Below are 14,178 nucleotides of genomic sequence, written 5' to 3'. Positions count from 1 at the left end.
AACCCAGAGGGAGAAGCGCGTGAGCACCCAGAGCACCGGCACGGTGGGCAAGGCCCTGGACATGCTGAGCCTGCTCGGCGAGCATCCGGACGGCGCGACCGCCCACGAGCTCGCCGACGCCTCGGGGCACCACTTCTCCACCGCCTACCGCCTGCTGCGCACCCTGGTGGCCACCGGCTTCGCGGAGCACTCCCCCCAGGACAAGCGCTACCGCCTGGGCCTGCCCGTGTTCCAGCTCGGGCAGAAGGTCGCTCACGCCCGGGGCTTCGACGCCTCGGCGGCACCGGTGCTGCAGGGACTGGTCGAGACCACCGGGGAGAGCTGCCTGCTGGCCGTGCTGCACGGGCAGCGCTTCCTCACCACAGCCAAGATCGACGGCCCGGAGTTCCGGGTCACCACGGACCCGGGCGATCAGGGCACCCTGCACTCCTCGGCGATCGGCCGCGTCCTGCTCGCCTTCGCCCCCGCCGCCGAGCGCGACCGCCTGCTCGAGTCGATCCCCCTGCCGGCTCGGACCGAGAGCACCCTGACCGAGCGCGATCGGCTGCGAGAGCTCGTGGCGCAGACGCAGCGGCAGGGCTTCGCTTCGCAGTCGGAGGAGCACGACGACGGCATGGCCGCCGTCGCCGTGCCGGTCCTGGACCCCGCCGGGGGGCTGATCGCCGCCCTGTGCCTGGCCGCCCCCATCTTCCGCAGCACCCGGGAGGACCTGCAGGATCAGCTGCCGCTGCTGCGAGAGGCCGCCGATCAGCTCGCAGCCGTGCTGCCGCCGCGGCCCCGCTGAGCTCGCCCGACCTTCTACGCTCCCATCCCCGATCCCAGATCCCGGCCGCCGCGGCGGCCCCGAGAGGAGACGCACCATGACCCGTCCGCGCATCCTGGTCCTCAACGGCCCCAACCTGAACATGCTCGGCACGCGCGAGCCCGAGATCTATGGCAGCCAGACCCTGGCTGATATCGAGGCCCTGGTCGCTCAGCGCGCCCAAGAGCTGGGCGCCGAGGTCGACTTCCGCCAGTCCAACCTCGAGGGCGAGCTGATCGACGCCCTCCAGCAGGCCCGCGGGAACCATGTGGGCTGCGTGCTCAACGCCGCCGGGCTCACCCACACCTCGGTCAGCCTCCACGACGCCGTCAAGGCCTCCGAGCTGCCCACGGTCGAGGTCCACCTGTCCAACCCGCACGCCCGCGAGGACTTCCGCCACGTGTCCTTCCTCTCGCCGATCGCGGACGCCGTGATCGCCGGCGCCGGGGCGCAGGGCTATCTCTACGCCGTGGACCTGCTGATGACCCGCTACGGACGGGGCGCAGACGCATGAGCGAGCGCACGCTGCTGCTGGGGCTGATCGGCGACGACATCGCCCTGTCCCGCACTCCCCCCATGCACGAGGCCGAGGGCCTGGCACAGGGCCGCCCCACCATCTATCGGCGTCTGGACACCCTGCGCTCGGGGCTGAAGGGCCGGCCGCTCGCGGAGATCCTGCACGCGGCCAGGGACCTGGGCTTCGACGGGCTGAACATCACGCACCCGCACAAGCGCGCCGTCGTCGAGCTGCTCGACGAGATCGACGACGACGTGCGCCGCCTGGGCGCGGCCAACACCGTCGTGATCCGGGAGGACGGGACGCTCGTCGGGCACAACACCGACGTCTCCGGGTTCCGCAGCGGGTTCCTGGAGGGTCTCCCGGATGCCGAGACCGGGACTGTCGTGCAGATCGGCACCGGCGGGGCGGGCACCTCGGTGGCCTCGGCCCTGGTCGGGATGGGCGCGCAGCGCCTTCTGGTCAGCGACCTGGACCCCGTGCGGGCCCAGGAGCTCGTGGCTTCCCTCAACCGCGGGGCCGGCCGCCAGGCGGCAGAGGCGCTGCCCCAGGATCGGCTCGAGCCCGCGCTGCAGGCATGCGACGGCGTCGTCAACGCGACCCCCATGGGCATGCCCGCCCACCCCGGGACCTCCTTCGACACCGGCCTGCTCAGCCCGCGGCAGTGGGTCGCGGAGATCGTCTACATGCCGCTGCGCACGCAGCTGCTCGAGGAGGCCGCCCAGCGCGGCTGCCGCACCCTCGACGGCGGCCGCATGGCGGTCTTCCAGGCCGTCGACGCCTTCCGCCACTTCACCGGACTGGAGCCCGACGTCCAGCGGATGCGCGAGGCCTTCCTGCTCGCCAGCTCCTGAGCGGCACGGGCTGCGAGGAACGGATTTCCCATCCCCCCGCGGATGCCCTTACACTGGTCGGGTTGCGCGCGACGCGAGTCCGCGCAATCGGGATGTGGCGCAGCTTGGTAGCGCGCCTCGTTCGGGACGAGGAGGTCGCAGGTTCAAATCCTGTCATCCCGACCATGTGATGTCTCAGGACATCGCAACGGCCGGATCCGCCGCAGCGCGGATCCGGCCGTTCGTCATTCCGGTGTCGGACTCGCGGGTCTGAGCTCCATCCTCGTCACGGTCCTCGTCGGCACTTCCCTGAGCGAGCGGCTGCGGCTGCCCGCACCCATGGTCCTCATCGTCCTGGGCGTGATCGGCTCGTTCCTGCCCTTCGTCCCGGTGATCGAGCTCGGCCCGGAGCTCGTGCTCGTGGGGCTGCTCCCGCCGCTGCTGTACTCCTCCGCGCTGCAGACCTCGATCATCGACATCAAGGCGAACCTGACCTCGGTGATCCTGCTGTCCGTGACGGCCGTGGTCGTCACCACGTTCACCGTCGGATGGACGCTGCACGCCCTCGTGCCGGACATCCCCTGGCCGGTCGCGCTCGCCCTGGGTGCGGCAGTGGCCCCTCCGGACGCCGTCTCCGCCAGCGCCGTGGCCCGCCGCATCGGGCTGCCCCGCCAGATCGTCACGGTGCTCGAGGGCGAGTCTCTGCTCAACGACGCCACCGCCCTGGTCAGCCTGCGCACGGCGATCGCCGCCATCACGGGTGCCGTCGCCGTCGGCTCGATCTCCCTGGACTTCCTCATCGCCGCCGGCGGGGGCATCCTGCTCGGGCTGGCCGTGGCCGTCGTCGTGAACCTGCTGCGCCGGCGCATCCACGACCCCCTGATCGACACGGGGCTCTCGTTCGTCGTCCCGTTCCTGGCCTACCTGGCGGCCGAGGAGATCCACGCCTCCGGAGTGATCTCGGTGGTCGTCGCCGGCCTGCTCATCGGGCACAAGGCGCCCGTGGTCCAGACCTCCGGATCCCGGATCACCGAGCGCGTCACCTGGTCCACCGTGGCGTTCCTGCTGGAGCACGCGGTCTTCCTGCTGATCGGCATGCAGGTGGTCTCCATCATCACGGGCCTGGACGGCACCGTCCCCTGGTCGCGCGTGGTGCTCGCGTGCGCAGGCGTGCTCGCCGCGGTGATCCTGACGCGCATGGCCTGGGTGCTGCTGACCCAGTGGCTGCGCGGCCTGCGCCAGGCCCCGCAGGAGCGGGAGCCGTGGTCGCACGCGATCATCACGGGCTGGGCGGGGATGCGCGGCGTCGTCACGATCGCCGCCGTGTTCATCATCCCGGCCGATGTCCCCCACCACGACCTGCTGGTGCTGTGCGCCCTCGTGGTGGTGCTGGGAACCCTCTACCTGCAGGGCCTGTCCCTGCCCTGGCTGACCCGCGCGCTGGAGGTCAGGCCCAACGACCCCGCCGTGGACGCGCTGGCCCGGGCCACCCTGCTGCAGCAGGCGAGCGAGGCAGGTCTGCACGAGCTCGATCGTTGCGACCACCACGAGGACCACGGCGTGGCCGAGTCCATCCGCGCCCGCCTGGACCAGCGCACCTTCGCAGCCTGGGAGCGGCTGTCCACCCGCACCGGGGAGGAGTCCCCGTCGGAGGCCTACACCCGGCTGCGGCTGAGCATGATCGCCGCCGAGCGCCAGCGCGTGCTGGAGATCCGGAGGGAAGGCCAGGTGCCCTCCCACGTGGTCCGCGAGGTCCTGGGCATGCTCGATCTCGAGGAGTCCATGCTGGACTCCGGCGCCGAGGCGCGCGAGGAGATCGTGGCCACCGGCGACGGCCAGGGCGGCACCTGCGACGAGCTCGCCGCCCAGCCCTCGGTGAGCCCGCATGCCGACGACGACGCCGTGTGCCGCGCCTGTGTGGAGCAGGGCACCCATCCGGTGGCCCTGCGCCGCTGCCTGACCTGCGGCGAGATCGGCTGCTGCGACTCCTCGGTCGGCCAGCACGCGACCGCGCACTTCCGCGCCACCGGCCACCCCGTGATGCAGTCGGCCGAGCCCGGCGAGACCTGGCGCTGGTGCTACGTGCACAGCACCACCGCCTGAACCGATCCCGACGCATCCAGCGCTCGTCGCAGCCTCCTCCGTCGTCCTGGAACCCCGTCCTGCCCGAGCACTGGAGCCGCCGTGTCCACCCCGCCCCCGTCCCAGCCCACGACCTTCGAGCCGGACCGGCCCGTCGGGCCGCAGCCGGCGATCCTGCTCGTCTCGGCCCTTCACGGCGAGGTGCTGACCCGGCAGTTCCGCCGCTACGCCCACGAGTACGACGTCCGCGCGGTGGACTCCCAGCCTGCGCTGAGCGCGGACCTGGAGGAGCTCGAGGCCCAGGGCTCGCCCGTGGCGCTTCTCGTCTTGGACACCTCCCCCGAGACCGAGGACCAGGACTGGTCGCAGACCTTCGCGTCGCTGAAGTCCGTGCGCACGGCCGTGCCCACGGCGCGGCGGATCGTGGTCACCGCCTGGTCCAGCTTCATGCCCCATGTGCAGCTGCTGCGGCACAAGGTGGCCATGGGCGTCCTCGACGCCCACCTGCTGCTGCCGCGCGGGCAGCGCGACGAGGAGTTCCACTCGGCGATCGTCGACCTGCTCAACGACTGGGTCGCCACGACCGGCAGGCCGCAGGTGGAGACCTTCTCGATCGTGGCCCCGCCGGGGCACCCGATCGCCCGGCAGCTGCAGGACCACCTGTATCGGATGGGCACTCCGCACGGGATGCACTCCCCGGATTCCGAGACCGGACGGCGGATCCTGGCCGAGACGGAGGAGGAGATCCGCTGGCCCATGATCAGCGCCTCGGGCCTGCCAGCCGAGCACTGCCCTTCGGCCCGCCACCTCGCCCGGAGGCTCTCGGCGAATCGCGCCCTCACGGTCGATCAGCTGCCCGATGAGCTCGATGTCATCATCGTGGGCGCGGGACCCGCCGGGCTCGCAGCGGCCGTCTATGCGGCCAGCGAGGGACTGAGCACGCTCGTGCTCGAATCCGACGCCGTCGGCGGCCAGGCCGGCACGAGCTCGATGATCCGCAACTACCTGGGCTTCCCGCGCGGCATCTCGGGCATGCGCCTGACGTCGCGGGCGCGCACCCAGGCGCTGCGCTTCGGCGCCGTGATCCGCATTGGCTGGCCGGTCGAGCGCCTGGAGCCCGGGATCGACGGAGACCTGCACACCGTGCACACCGAATCCGAGGCCCTGCGCGCACGCACCGTCCTGATCGCCAGCGGGGTCAGCTACCGCCGGCTCGGCGTCGACTCCCTCGAGCAGCTGGTCGGCCACGGCGTCCACTACGGCGCCGCGATGGCCTCGGCCCCGGAGATGGAGGGCCAGGACGTCGTGGTGGTCGGCGGAGGGAACAGCGCCGGGCAGGCCGCAGTGCACCTGGCACGATTCGCCCGCTCCGTCACGATCGTCGTGCGCAGGCCCGGGCTCGGAGAGACCATGTCGCAGTACCTGATCACCGAGATCGAGGCGAACCCCCGGATCGAGGTCCAGGGCGGGACCCGCGTGGTCGACGGCGGCGCCGAGGAGGGAGAGCTGTCCTGGGTCGAGCTCGAGGAGATCGCCACCGGGCAGCGCCGGCACCAGGAGGTCGGCGGGCTCGTCCTCCTGCTGGGGGCGGCCCCGCACTGCGACTGGCTTCCCGAGGCCGTGTGCCGGGACGAGCGGGGCTTCGTGCTCACCGGCAGGGACGTCCCGGCCGACCACTGGCTGCAGGACGTCCCGCCGGCGCAGCTGTCCACCGCGGTGCCCGGCGTGCTGTGCGCGGGAGACGTCCGCGCGGGGTCCATGAAGCGGGTGGCCTCGGCCACCGGTGAGGGAGCTGCGGCGGTGTCGCTGATCCACGAGCACATCTCGGATGCGCCCGAGCAGGCCTGAGAAGGCCTTTCGGACAAACGTTGAGCGGCCCCTTCATGGGCAGAAGGGGCCGCTCGTCGTTCCACCTCAGGGACCTGCTCCGCGCCGTCCTGCGAGGGGATCCAGTCCTCGCGCGGCTGTCCGGAGTCGAGGCGGTGGGGAGAGCACCGGTCCTCGACAAGTCCTTCAGGAGCGACACCGACACGGACTCCGCGCTGCGCCCTGGATCCGGAAGGTGGAACTTCCCGGGAGCGCGGCGAGGAGCTCCTCACCGAGTCGTCAGCCGCGTCTGGTCGTCACGGCTTTCGCTCACCACGAGTATCCGACGAGTCCATGCCTTCGCACTATGGACTTTGGTCCAGGTTCTCGGGATTTTCTGGCGGACCCCGGGATCCGAGCCGCCGGAGGGGACCCGATCAGTCGACGGCGTCGACCTCCAGGAAGGGCCCCTGGGGGCTGAAGCTGCGCCCCGTGAGCCGCTCGAATGCCTCGATGTAGCGGGCCCGCGTGGGCTCCACGACATCAGCCGGCAGCGCGGGCGCCAGCCCCTCGCCGTTCCAGCCGGAGGCCTCGCTGTGCAGCCAGTCGCGCACGTACTGCTTGTCGAATGACGGCTGCGAGCGCCCCGGCTGCCAGGTCTCGGCATCCCAGAACCGGGAGGAGTCCGGTGTCAGGACCTCATCCCCCAGAGTGATGGCCCCGCGGTAGGAGTCCAGGCCGAACTCGAGCTTGGTGTCGGCCAGGATGATCCCCCGCTCGCGCGCGATCGCCTCGGCGCGGGCGTAGATCTGCAGGCTCAGCTCGCGCAGCCGCTCCGAGACGGCCGTCCCCATGCCCTCGGACATCTCCTCGAAGGTGATGGGGAGGTCGTGCTCGCCGACCTCCGCCTTGCCCGTGGGCGTGAAGATGGGCTCCTCGAGCCGCGAGCCGTCCTCCAGCCCCTCGGGAAGGGCCACGCCGCAGATCTCGCCGTCGCGGCGGTAGTCCTTGAGCCCGGAGCCGGTCAGATAGCCACGCACGATGCACTCGACCGGGAACATCGAGAGGTTCTTGCAGATCACCGCCCGTCCGCGGACCTCCTCCGGGACATCGGTGCTCCACAGGTGGTTGGGGACCTCGCTGAGCTGCTCGAACCACCACAGCGACAGCTGGGTCAGCACGACTCCCTTGTCCGGGATCTCGGTGGGCAGGACCTGGTCGAAGGCCGAGATGCGGTCGGTGGCCAGCACCAGCACGCTGCCCGCCCGGTACTCGGCGTCATCGCCGACGGACGCGCCCGTGGCCGCCATGTGCTCGTCCTCGGGGACGTAGAGCTCGCGGACCTTGCCGGAGTACATGTGCCTCCAGCCCGGCAGCTCGGGCGGGGCGGGGTGACCGGGGAACTCGGGATGCTCCGGTCGACGCTCGCCCTGGGCGGCGGCAGCTGCCGTCGGAACTGCAGGGGCCGGTGCTGCAGCCTCGTCCTCGGCCTGCGCGCGCGCCTGCGCCCGCAGGGCGCCCTCGGCGATGTCGGTGCGGTGCTGGGAGCCCTCCAGCCGGATCAGCTCCACGCCCTGATAGGCACGGTCCCGGGCCTGAGCCAGGTCATCGCCCAGGGCCACGACCGAGAGCACGCGGCCTCCCGAGCTGAGCACGGCCCCGTCCTGGGCGCCGGTGCCGTGCGCCGTGCCCGCATGGATGACCTCGACGCCCTCGAGCGCCTCCGCCTCTTCGATACCGGTGATCGGATCGCCGGTGCGCACGGTGCCCGGGTAGCCGGCCGAGGCGACGACCACGTTGACCGAGCTGCTCGGGCTCCAGCGCAGCGGCAGGGGGCCGTCGTCGGGCGAGGCCTGTTCCTGGGCCAGCCGCCCCTGGGCCGCCGCCTTCAGCAGCTGGCCCAGCGGCGAGACGAGCCGCGCCAGCACGGATTGGGTCTCGGGGTCGCCGAAGCGCACGTTGAACTCGATGACCTTCAGGCCCTCGGAGGTCACGGCCAGGCCGCAGAACAGCACGCCGTTGAACGGGGTTCCGCGGCGGGCCATCTCCTCGAGCACCGGACGGGCCACGGTCGCCACGACCTCGTCGGCGAAACCTGCCGGAAGCCACGGCAGCGGCGTGTAGGCGCCCATGCCTCCGGTATTGGGGCCCTCGTCGCCGTCGAAGATGCGCTTGAAGTCCTGGGCGGGGGTCAGGGCCACGGCCTCGGTGCCGTCGCAGATCACGAACAGCGAGACCTCGGGGCCGTCCAGGAACTGCTCGATCACCACGGTCGAGCCCGCCTCGAGGCAGGCCAGCGCGTGGGCCGCGGCCGCCTGGCGGTCCTCCGTCACCACGACGCCCTTGCCCGCGGCCAGGCCGTCGTCCTTGACCACGTGCGGAGCGCCGAACGCGTCGAGGGCGTCCTGGACCTGCTGCTCGGTCGTGCAGGTCCGGGCCTGGGCCGTGGGCACCCCGGCCTTGTCCATGACCTCCTTGGCGAAGGCCTTGGAACCCTCGAGCCGTGCGGCCTCGGCCGACGGCCCGAACACGTCGATGCCCTCGGCGCGCAGGGCGTCGGCCACTCCCACCACGAGCGGGGCCTCCGGGCCGACGACTACCAGGTCCGCTCCGATCGTTCGCGTCAGGGCGAGGACCGCAGCCGGATCCTGGGGGTCGACCGGATGGACCGGCACCTCCCGGGAGATCCCGGCGTTGCCGGGGGCTGCGTGCACCTCCCTCACGGCCGGATCTCGCAGGAGGGTGCGGACGATGGCGTGCTCTCGACCGCCTGAGCCGATGACCAGAATCTTCACGGGGCCAGCCTAGTGCCCACCCGGGACCGGGTGCGCGGGCCCGCCCATGCCCGATACTGGGGCCATGACGATGCAGAATCCGAGTCCCGACGAGACCTTCGCCGCCTCCTCCGCCGTGGAGATCGCCCGCCTGCGGCGCAGCGGCTTCGTGGAGACCCGCCATATCGGCTCCGCAGTGGTGACCGGCCCGGACGGCTCCCGGCTGATCAGCCTGGGCGATATCGACACGCCGATCTTCCCCCGCTCCACTCTCAAGCCGTTCCAGACGATCGCCGCCATGAACTCCGGGGCGATCCTCAGCCTGGGCCAGATCGCGATCGCCTCCGGCTCCCACCGCGCCGACGACGACCAGGTTGCCGCCGTGCGCTCCATCCTCGAGGAGGCCGGCGTGGCGGAGACGGCCCTGCAGTGCCCGGCCGTGGGGCGCCACCGCCCGGAGGAGCAGGACTCGCGCCTGTTCTACAACTGCTCGGGCAAGCACGCGGCCTTCCTCGCGGCATGCGCGGTCAACGACTGGGATCCGCAGACCTATCTGGATCCGCAGCACCCGCTGCAGCAGGAGGTGCTGCGCGTGATCGCCGAGGTCACCGGCGAGCAGCCCTCCCTCGTGGGGGTCGACGGCTGCGGGGCTCCCCTGGCCGCGATCTCGCTGAGCGGACTCGGCAGGGCGTACGCCTCCCTGGGCGCCGCCGCGCGCAACATCCGCGCAGAGGCCCGCATGGCCACGGTCGCCACCGCCATGCTCGACTACCCCGAGTTCGTCGAGGGCCCCGGCCGGTCGAACACCGTGATCATGGAGCAGCTCGACGTCATCGCCAAGCTCGGCGCCGAGGGCGTGCTGGGGCTGGGCACCACCGACGGCTACTCGGTGGCCGTCAAGACCCTCGACGGCTCCGGGCGCATCAACGCGCTCGTGGGCCTGAACCTGCTGATCGCCGTCGGGGCGATCGACCCCGAGCGGGCCCGACCCGTGATCGAGGACGCCACCCCGTCCATCACGGGCGCCGAGGCGGTCGTGGGCGGATTCGAGCTGGCCCCCGCCGTCGTCGACGTTCTGCGCGAGCACGGGCAGGAGCCGGTCGAGCCGGCCGGAGCCCGGAGGCGCGGCTGATGGCCCGGCGACGAATCGATCCCGCCGACGGCACCCTGGCCGTGGCCGCCTGGCGACGCGACGACGAGCCCCCGCGCAGCACGATCGCCACGGCCGTGCGCTTCACCCTCGAGGAGCTCGCCGAGCGCGCGCCGGGCAACTCGGTGGAGGTGCGCGTTCCGCCCCTGGGCGTGACCCAGTGCATCGAGGGCCCGCGCCACACCCGCGGCACCCCGCCGAACGTGGTCGAGACCGACGCCCGGACGTGGCTCGAGCTGGCCACCGGGCGCCTGAGCTGGGCCGATGCCGTGGCCGATCGCCGAGTGGCGGCCTCCGGGACCCGCACCGATCTCTCGGGCGTCCTGCCGCTGCTCGGGGCCTGAGACGCACGCCTCCCAGCGCGAGGCCTCCGGCGGGATCGCTCGGCCTCCGCGGCCGTTATCCTGAGACCCATGCCCTCCGAAGACTCCCCGACCACCCCGCTCCGCGGCTCCACGGCTCCCGTCGAGGACCAGGAGCAGCTCACGACCCTCAGCCTCCGCCGGGCGCCCAGGGTCTCCGTGTTCCTGGGCACCGGCGCAGCGATCGGCCTGATCGCGGGCATCGTCATCGGCGTGCTGGGATCGGGCAACGTGGAGTTCACGACCACCCAGGTCATCGGCTACATGGCGGTGATCTTCGCACTCCTCGGCATGGCCCTGGGAGCGGTGGCCTACGTGGTCGCCGACCGCATCTCGGTGCGACGAGCCCGGGAGGTGCAGGCACGCCTGGAGTCCCGCACCGCCGCCCCGAACGACCGATCCGCCGACGTGGGAGACTGAACCCGTGCTGCGACCTGATGGACGACTGACCCACGAGACCTTCGACGACGACAGGGCTCCGCAGGACGAATGCGGGGTCTTCGGCGTCTGGGCCCCCGGCGAGGACGTCGCCAAGCTGACGTACTTCGGCCTGTACGCGATCCAGCACCGCGGCCAGGAGTCCGCGGGGATCGCGACCTCCAACGGCGAGCGCATCAGCGTCTACAAGGACATGGGGCTCGTCTCCCAGGTCTTCGACGAGACGACGCTGAACACCCTGATCGGGCACATGGCCGTCGGGCACTGCCGCTACTCGACCACCGGCGGCTCGACCTGGACCAACGCCCAGCCCACCCTGGGCGCCACGCCCCACGGCACGGTCGCCCTGGCCCACAACGGCAACCTCACGAACTCCGCGGAGCTCTACGACAAGCTCATCGACAAGTCGGGCTTCCCCTCTCGAGGCGAGATGGCCCGGGGCAACACCACGGACACCGCCCTGGTGACCTCGCTGCTGGCCGAGCACCCGCACGACTCCCTCGAGGAGGCCGCGCTGGCGCTGCTGCCGCAGCTCGTGGGCTCCTTCTGCCTGAGCTTCATGGACGAGCACACCCTCTACGCCGCGCGCGACCCGCAGGGCATCCGCCCGCTGGTGCTGGGCCGCCTGGAGCGCGGCTGGGTCGTGGCCTCGGAGACCTCCGCCCTGGACATCGTGGGCGCCTCGTTCGTGCGGGAGGTCGAGCCCGGCGAGTTCATCGCGATCGACGAGGACGGCCTGCGCTCGCACCGCTTCGCCGAGGCCCGTCGCGCCGCCTGCGTCTTCGAGTACGTGTACCTGGCCCGCCCGGACACCGCGATCCACGGCCGCTCGGTCTACGAGTCCCGCGTGGACATGGGCCGAGCCCTGGCCCGCGAGCACCCCGTCGAGGCCGATCTGGTCATGCCCACCCCCGAATCCGGGACACCGGCGGCGATCGGCTACGCCGAGGCCTCCGGGATCCCGTTCGGCAACGGCCTGGTCAAGAACTCGTACGTCGGCCGCACGTTCATCCAGCCCTCGGACACGATCCGCCAGCTCGGCATCCGCCTCAAGCTCAACCCGCTGAAGTCCGTGGTCGCGGGCAAGCGGCTGATCGTGGTCGACGACTCCATCGTGCGCGGCAACACCCAGCGCGCGCTGGTGCGCATGCTGCGCGAGGCCGGCGCGGCCGAGATCCACGTGCGCATCTCCTCGCCGCCCATCAAGTGGCCCTGCTTCTACGGCATCGACTTCGCCAATCGCGCGGAGCTGATCGCCAACGGGCTGGCCGTCGATGACATCCGCGCCTCCCTGGGCGCCGACTCCCTGGGCTACATCTCCGAGGACGGCATGATCGAGGCCACCCGGCAGGAGCCCTCCGAGCTGTGCACGGCGTGCTTCTCCGGGCGCTATCCCACCGAGCTGCCCGCAGCCGATGCTCTCGGCAAGTCCGTCGTGGAGGCTCGTCGCGCCCCCTCGGCGCCCCACGGCCGGACTGAGTCCGCAGCCGCCGCGAGCGAGGAGAAGACCGTCGAGGCCTCGGGCGAGCGCATCCGGCTGGCCGACGACGCCGAGCCCTCCTCCGAGGTCGGCTCGTGCGATCCAGGACCCGACTCCGAGCTCGAGGACCTGGTCCTGGAGCAGGACACCCGCACCTCCCACGAGCACAGCTCGTCCCAGCGCTGAGCGCGGCCGTCGGCCCCGCATCGCACACCTCACGACCACCACGCCACCCCAGGAGCATCGTGACCGATCAGAAGAGCACAGACGCGGCCCAGAGCATCACCTACTCCTCGGCCGGCGTCGACGTCGAGGCCGGTGACCGCGCGGTCGAGCTGATGCGCGCCGCCGTCAAGGACACCCACTCGCCCCAGGTCGTCGGCGGGTTCGGCGGCTTCGCCGGGCTGTGGGACGCCTCGGCGCTGACCGGCTACCGCAAGCCGTACCTGGCCTCGTCGACCGACGGCGTGGGCACCAAGGTCGCGATCGCCCAGGCCCTGGACATCCACGACACCATCGGCTGGGACCTGGTGGGCATGGTCGTCGACGACATCGTGGTGGTCGGCGCCGAGCCGCTGTTCATGACCGACTACATCGCCACGGGCAAGGTGGTGCCGGAGCGCATCGCCGATATCGTGCGCGGCATCGCCGCCGCCTGCTCCGCGGCCGGTGCCGCCCTGGTGGGCGGCGAGACCGCCGAGCACCCGGGCCTGCTGCGCCCGGACGAGTACGACGTCGCCGGCGCCACGACCGGCGTGGTCGAGGCCGACGAGCTGCTCGGACCGCACCGCGTGCGCTCGGGCGACGTCCTGATCGCCATGGGCTCCTCGGGCATCCACTCGAACGGCTACTCTCTGGTCCGCCGCGTCCTGGACGTGGCCGGCTGGTCGCTCGAGCGCGAGGTCGAGGAGTTCGGGCGCACCCTGGGTGAGGAGCTGCTCGAGCCCACCCGCGTCTACGCGGCCGACGTCCTGGATCTGGCCCGTTCCTTCCCCGTCAACGGCCGTGACGGCACGACCGGCTCGGGTGTGCGCGGGTTCACCCACGTGACCGGCGGAGGACTGGCCGCCAACCTGGCCCGCGTGCTGCCGCAGGGCACCGTGGCCGTGGTCGATCGCGGGACGTGGTCGGTTCCGCCGGTCTTCCAGCTGATCGGCACCCTGGGCAGCGTCCCGCAGCCCGATCTGGAGCGCACGCTGAACCTGGGCGTGGGCATGATCGCGGTCGTCGATCCGTCCGCGGCCGACTCCGCCCTGGCCCGCCTGCACTCCCGCGGCATGGACGCCTGGATCATGGGCCAGGTCGAGGACCTGCCGGCCGACGGCCTGGGCGGAGGACCGGACTGGGTTCAGGGAGCCAAGGGCGTCGACGGCGGCGCAGTGCACCTGGTCGGCGACTACGCCGGCTGAGCGATCGAGCCCCGCGAGGAGTCGCTCGTGCAGGCCTTCGCGTGCTGAAGCCCTGCACGAGCGACTCCTCGCGGCCGCGGCGGGCCGCTCACGGCCCACGGGGCGCCCGCCCCGAGATCAGCTGGCATGCGAAGAGCCCCCCACCGAACGGTGGGGGGCTCTTCGCACGCCGGTCGCACCGGCTGACCCCTTCAGGAGAGGGGAGGCTCAGCGGCGACGATCGTCGTACTCGTAGCTGTCCTGATCCTCGGAGTGCGAGTCGACCGCGCTGTGCTGGTCGTCCTCGAACGCCGGGCGCCGACTCTCGGTCGGCCCCGACTGCCGCAGCTCGCGCTGCAGTGCGGTGAGGTCGGTGTCGGGGGTGAAGTACTTCATCTCCCGAGCCTGTCGCGTTGCCTTCGCCTTTTGACGGCCGCGCCCCATGAGCGTGACCCCCTCTGTCTCTCGGTTCCGGTCGGCAGCCAGTCGACACACAGTGCTGCCCCGGTGATGTGCGTATGAATCGTGGCCCCAGGGTACACGTTC

General features: G+C 71.9%; 12 protein-coding genes and 1 tRNA gene. 11 read left to right on the top strand and 2 right to left on the bottom strand.

Annotated features, from left to right (window positions below; genetic code table 11):
* The first annotated feature begins 19 nt into the window (after window positions 1-19).
* The 6 genes from QSJ40_RS01815 to QSJ40_RS01790 all read left to right on the top strand — a co-directional run bounded on the left by QSJ40_RS01815 (window position 20) and on the right by QSJ40_RS01790 (window position 6,082).
* On the top strand, window positions 20-784 hold the full coding sequence (locus tag QSJ40_RS01815) for an IclR family transcriptional regulator (RefSeq protein ID WP_006213806.1): 765 nt from the start codon (window positions 20-22) through the stop codon (window positions 782-784).
* Window positions 785-860: 76 nt separating this feature from the next.
* Window positions 861-1,316, top strand: a complete 456-nt coding sequence (gene aroQ, locus QSJ40_RS01810; protein ID WP_285728420.1) for a type II 3-dehydroquinate dehydratase — start codon at window positions 861-863, stop codon at window positions 1,314-1,316.
* Window positions 1,313-2,173, top strand: coding sequence for a shikimate dehydrogenase (locus QSJ40_RS01805; RefSeq protein WP_285728419.1), 861 nt, complete (start codon window positions 1,313-1,315; stop codon window positions 2,171-2,173). The genes aroQ and QSJ40_RS01805 overlap by 4 nt, the downstream gene beginning before the upstream one ends.
* 88 nt (window positions 2,174-2,261) lie before the next feature.
* Window positions 2,262-2,338, top strand: a tRNA-Pro gene (locus QSJ40_RS01800).
* 93 nt (window positions 2,339-2,431) lie between these two features.
* Window positions 2,432-4,255, top strand: a complete 1,824-nt coding sequence (locus QSJ40_RS01795; RefSeq protein WP_285728872.1) for a Na+/H+ antiporter — start codon at window positions 2,432-2,434, stop codon at window positions 4,253-4,255.
* A gap of 81 nt (window positions 4,256-4,336) precedes the next feature.
* Window positions 4,337-6,082: an NAD(P)/FAD-dependent oxidoreductase gene (locus QSJ40_RS01790; protein ID WP_285728418.1), complete on the top strand. Its 1,746-nt coding sequence runs from the start codon at window positions 4,337-4,339 to the stop codon at window positions 6,080-6,082.
* Between the two features lie 395 nt (window positions 6,083-6,477).
* On the opposite strand, the gene purD is transcribed toward QSJ40_RS01790, so the two are convergent.
* Window positions 6,478-8,835 (bottom strand): phosphoribosylamine--glycine ligase, encoded by a 2,358-nt coding sequence (gene purD, locus QSJ40_RS01785; RefSeq protein ID WP_285728417.1) that lies wholly within the window; start codon window positions 8,833-8,835, stop codon window positions 6,478-6,480.
* A 64-nt stretch (window positions 8,836-8,899) separates the two neighbouring features.
* On the opposite strand from purD, the gene QSJ40_RS01780 reads away from it, so the two are divergent.
* From QSJ40_RS01780 to purM, 5 genes are all read left to right on the top strand, one after another.
* Window positions 8,900-9,946 carry an asparaginase gene (locus QSJ40_RS01780; RefSeq protein ID WP_058870748.1) on the top strand — a complete coding sequence of 349 codons (1,047 nt, stop codon included), beginning with the start codon at window positions 8,900-8,902 and terminating at the stop codon, window positions 9,944-9,946.
* Window positions 9,946-10,308, top strand: coding sequence for a sterol carrier family protein (locus QSJ40_RS01775; RefSeq protein ID WP_006213814.1), 363 nt, complete (start codon window positions 9,946-9,948; stop codon window positions 10,306-10,308). Before QSJ40_RS01780 ends, QSJ40_RS01775 begins: the two co-directional genes overlap by 1 nt.
* Window positions 10,309-10,377: 69 nt before the next feature.
* Window positions 10,378-10,746 (top strand): hypothetical protein, encoded by a 369-nt coding sequence (locus QSJ40_RS01770; protein ID WP_058870749.1) that lies wholly within the window; start codon window positions 10,378-10,380, stop codon window positions 10,744-10,746.
* 4 nt (window positions 10,747-10,750) lie between these two features.
* Window positions 10,751-12,430 carry an amidophosphoribosyltransferase gene (purF, locus tag QSJ40_RS01765; RefSeq protein ID WP_006213816.1) on the top strand — a complete coding sequence of 560 codons (1,680 nt, stop codon included), beginning with the start codon at window positions 10,751-10,753 and terminating at the stop codon, window positions 12,428-12,430.
* Between the two features lie 59 nt (window positions 12,431-12,489).
* Window positions 12,490-13,653: a phosphoribosylformylglycinamidine cyclo-ligase gene (gene purM, locus QSJ40_RS01760; protein ID WP_058870750.1), complete on the top strand. Its 1,164-nt coding sequence runs from the start codon at window positions 12,490-12,492 to the stop codon at window positions 13,651-13,653.
* Between the two features lie 207 nt (window positions 13,654-13,860).
* On the opposite strand, the gene QSJ40_RS01755 is transcribed toward purM, so the two are convergent.
* A complete protein-coding gene (locus QSJ40_RS01755; RefSeq protein WP_024289822.1) occupies window positions 13,861-14,076 on the bottom strand; it encodes a DUF3073 domain-containing protein in 216 nt (71 codons plus the stop codon).
* Window positions 14,077-14,178 lie beyond the last annotated feature (102 nt).

Source organism: Kocuria sp. NBRC 114282, from assembly GCF_030268385.1.
In the GTDB taxonomy this organism is placed as follows: Bacteria; Actinomycetota; Actinomycetes; order Actinomycetales; family Micrococcaceae; genus Kocuria; species Kocuria palustris.
The sequence above is the reverse complement of the archived record's forward strand: the minus strand, read 5'-3'. Positions and strand labels throughout refer to the sequence as shown.

Bases quoted from the DNA above. Each gene is read 5' to 3' on its own strand.
- aroQ (WP_285728420.1), top strand. From the start codon at position 861: ATGACCCGTCCGCGCATCCTGGTCCTCAACGGCCCCAACCTGAACATG.
- QSJ40_RS01805 (WP_285728419.1), top strand. From the start codon at position 1,313: ATGAGCGAGCGCACGCTGCTGCTGGGGCTGATCGGCGACGACATCGCC.
- QSJ40_RS01780 (WP_058870748.1), top strand. From the start codon at position 8,900: ATGACGATGCAGAATCCGAGTCCCGACGAGACCTTCGCCGCCTCCTCC.
- QSJ40_RS01775 (WP_006213814.1), top strand. From the start codon at position 9,946: ATGGCCCGGCGACGAATCGATCCCGCCGACGGCACCCTGGCCGTGGCC.
- QSJ40_RS01770 (WP_058870749.1), top strand. From the start codon at position 10,378: ATGCCCTCCGAAGACTCCCCGACCACCCCGCTCCGCGGCTCCACGGCT.
- QSJ40_RS01755 (WP_024289822.1), bottom strand. From the start codon at position 14,076: ATGGGGCGCGGCCGTCAAAAGGCGAAGGCAACGCGACAGGCTCGGGAG.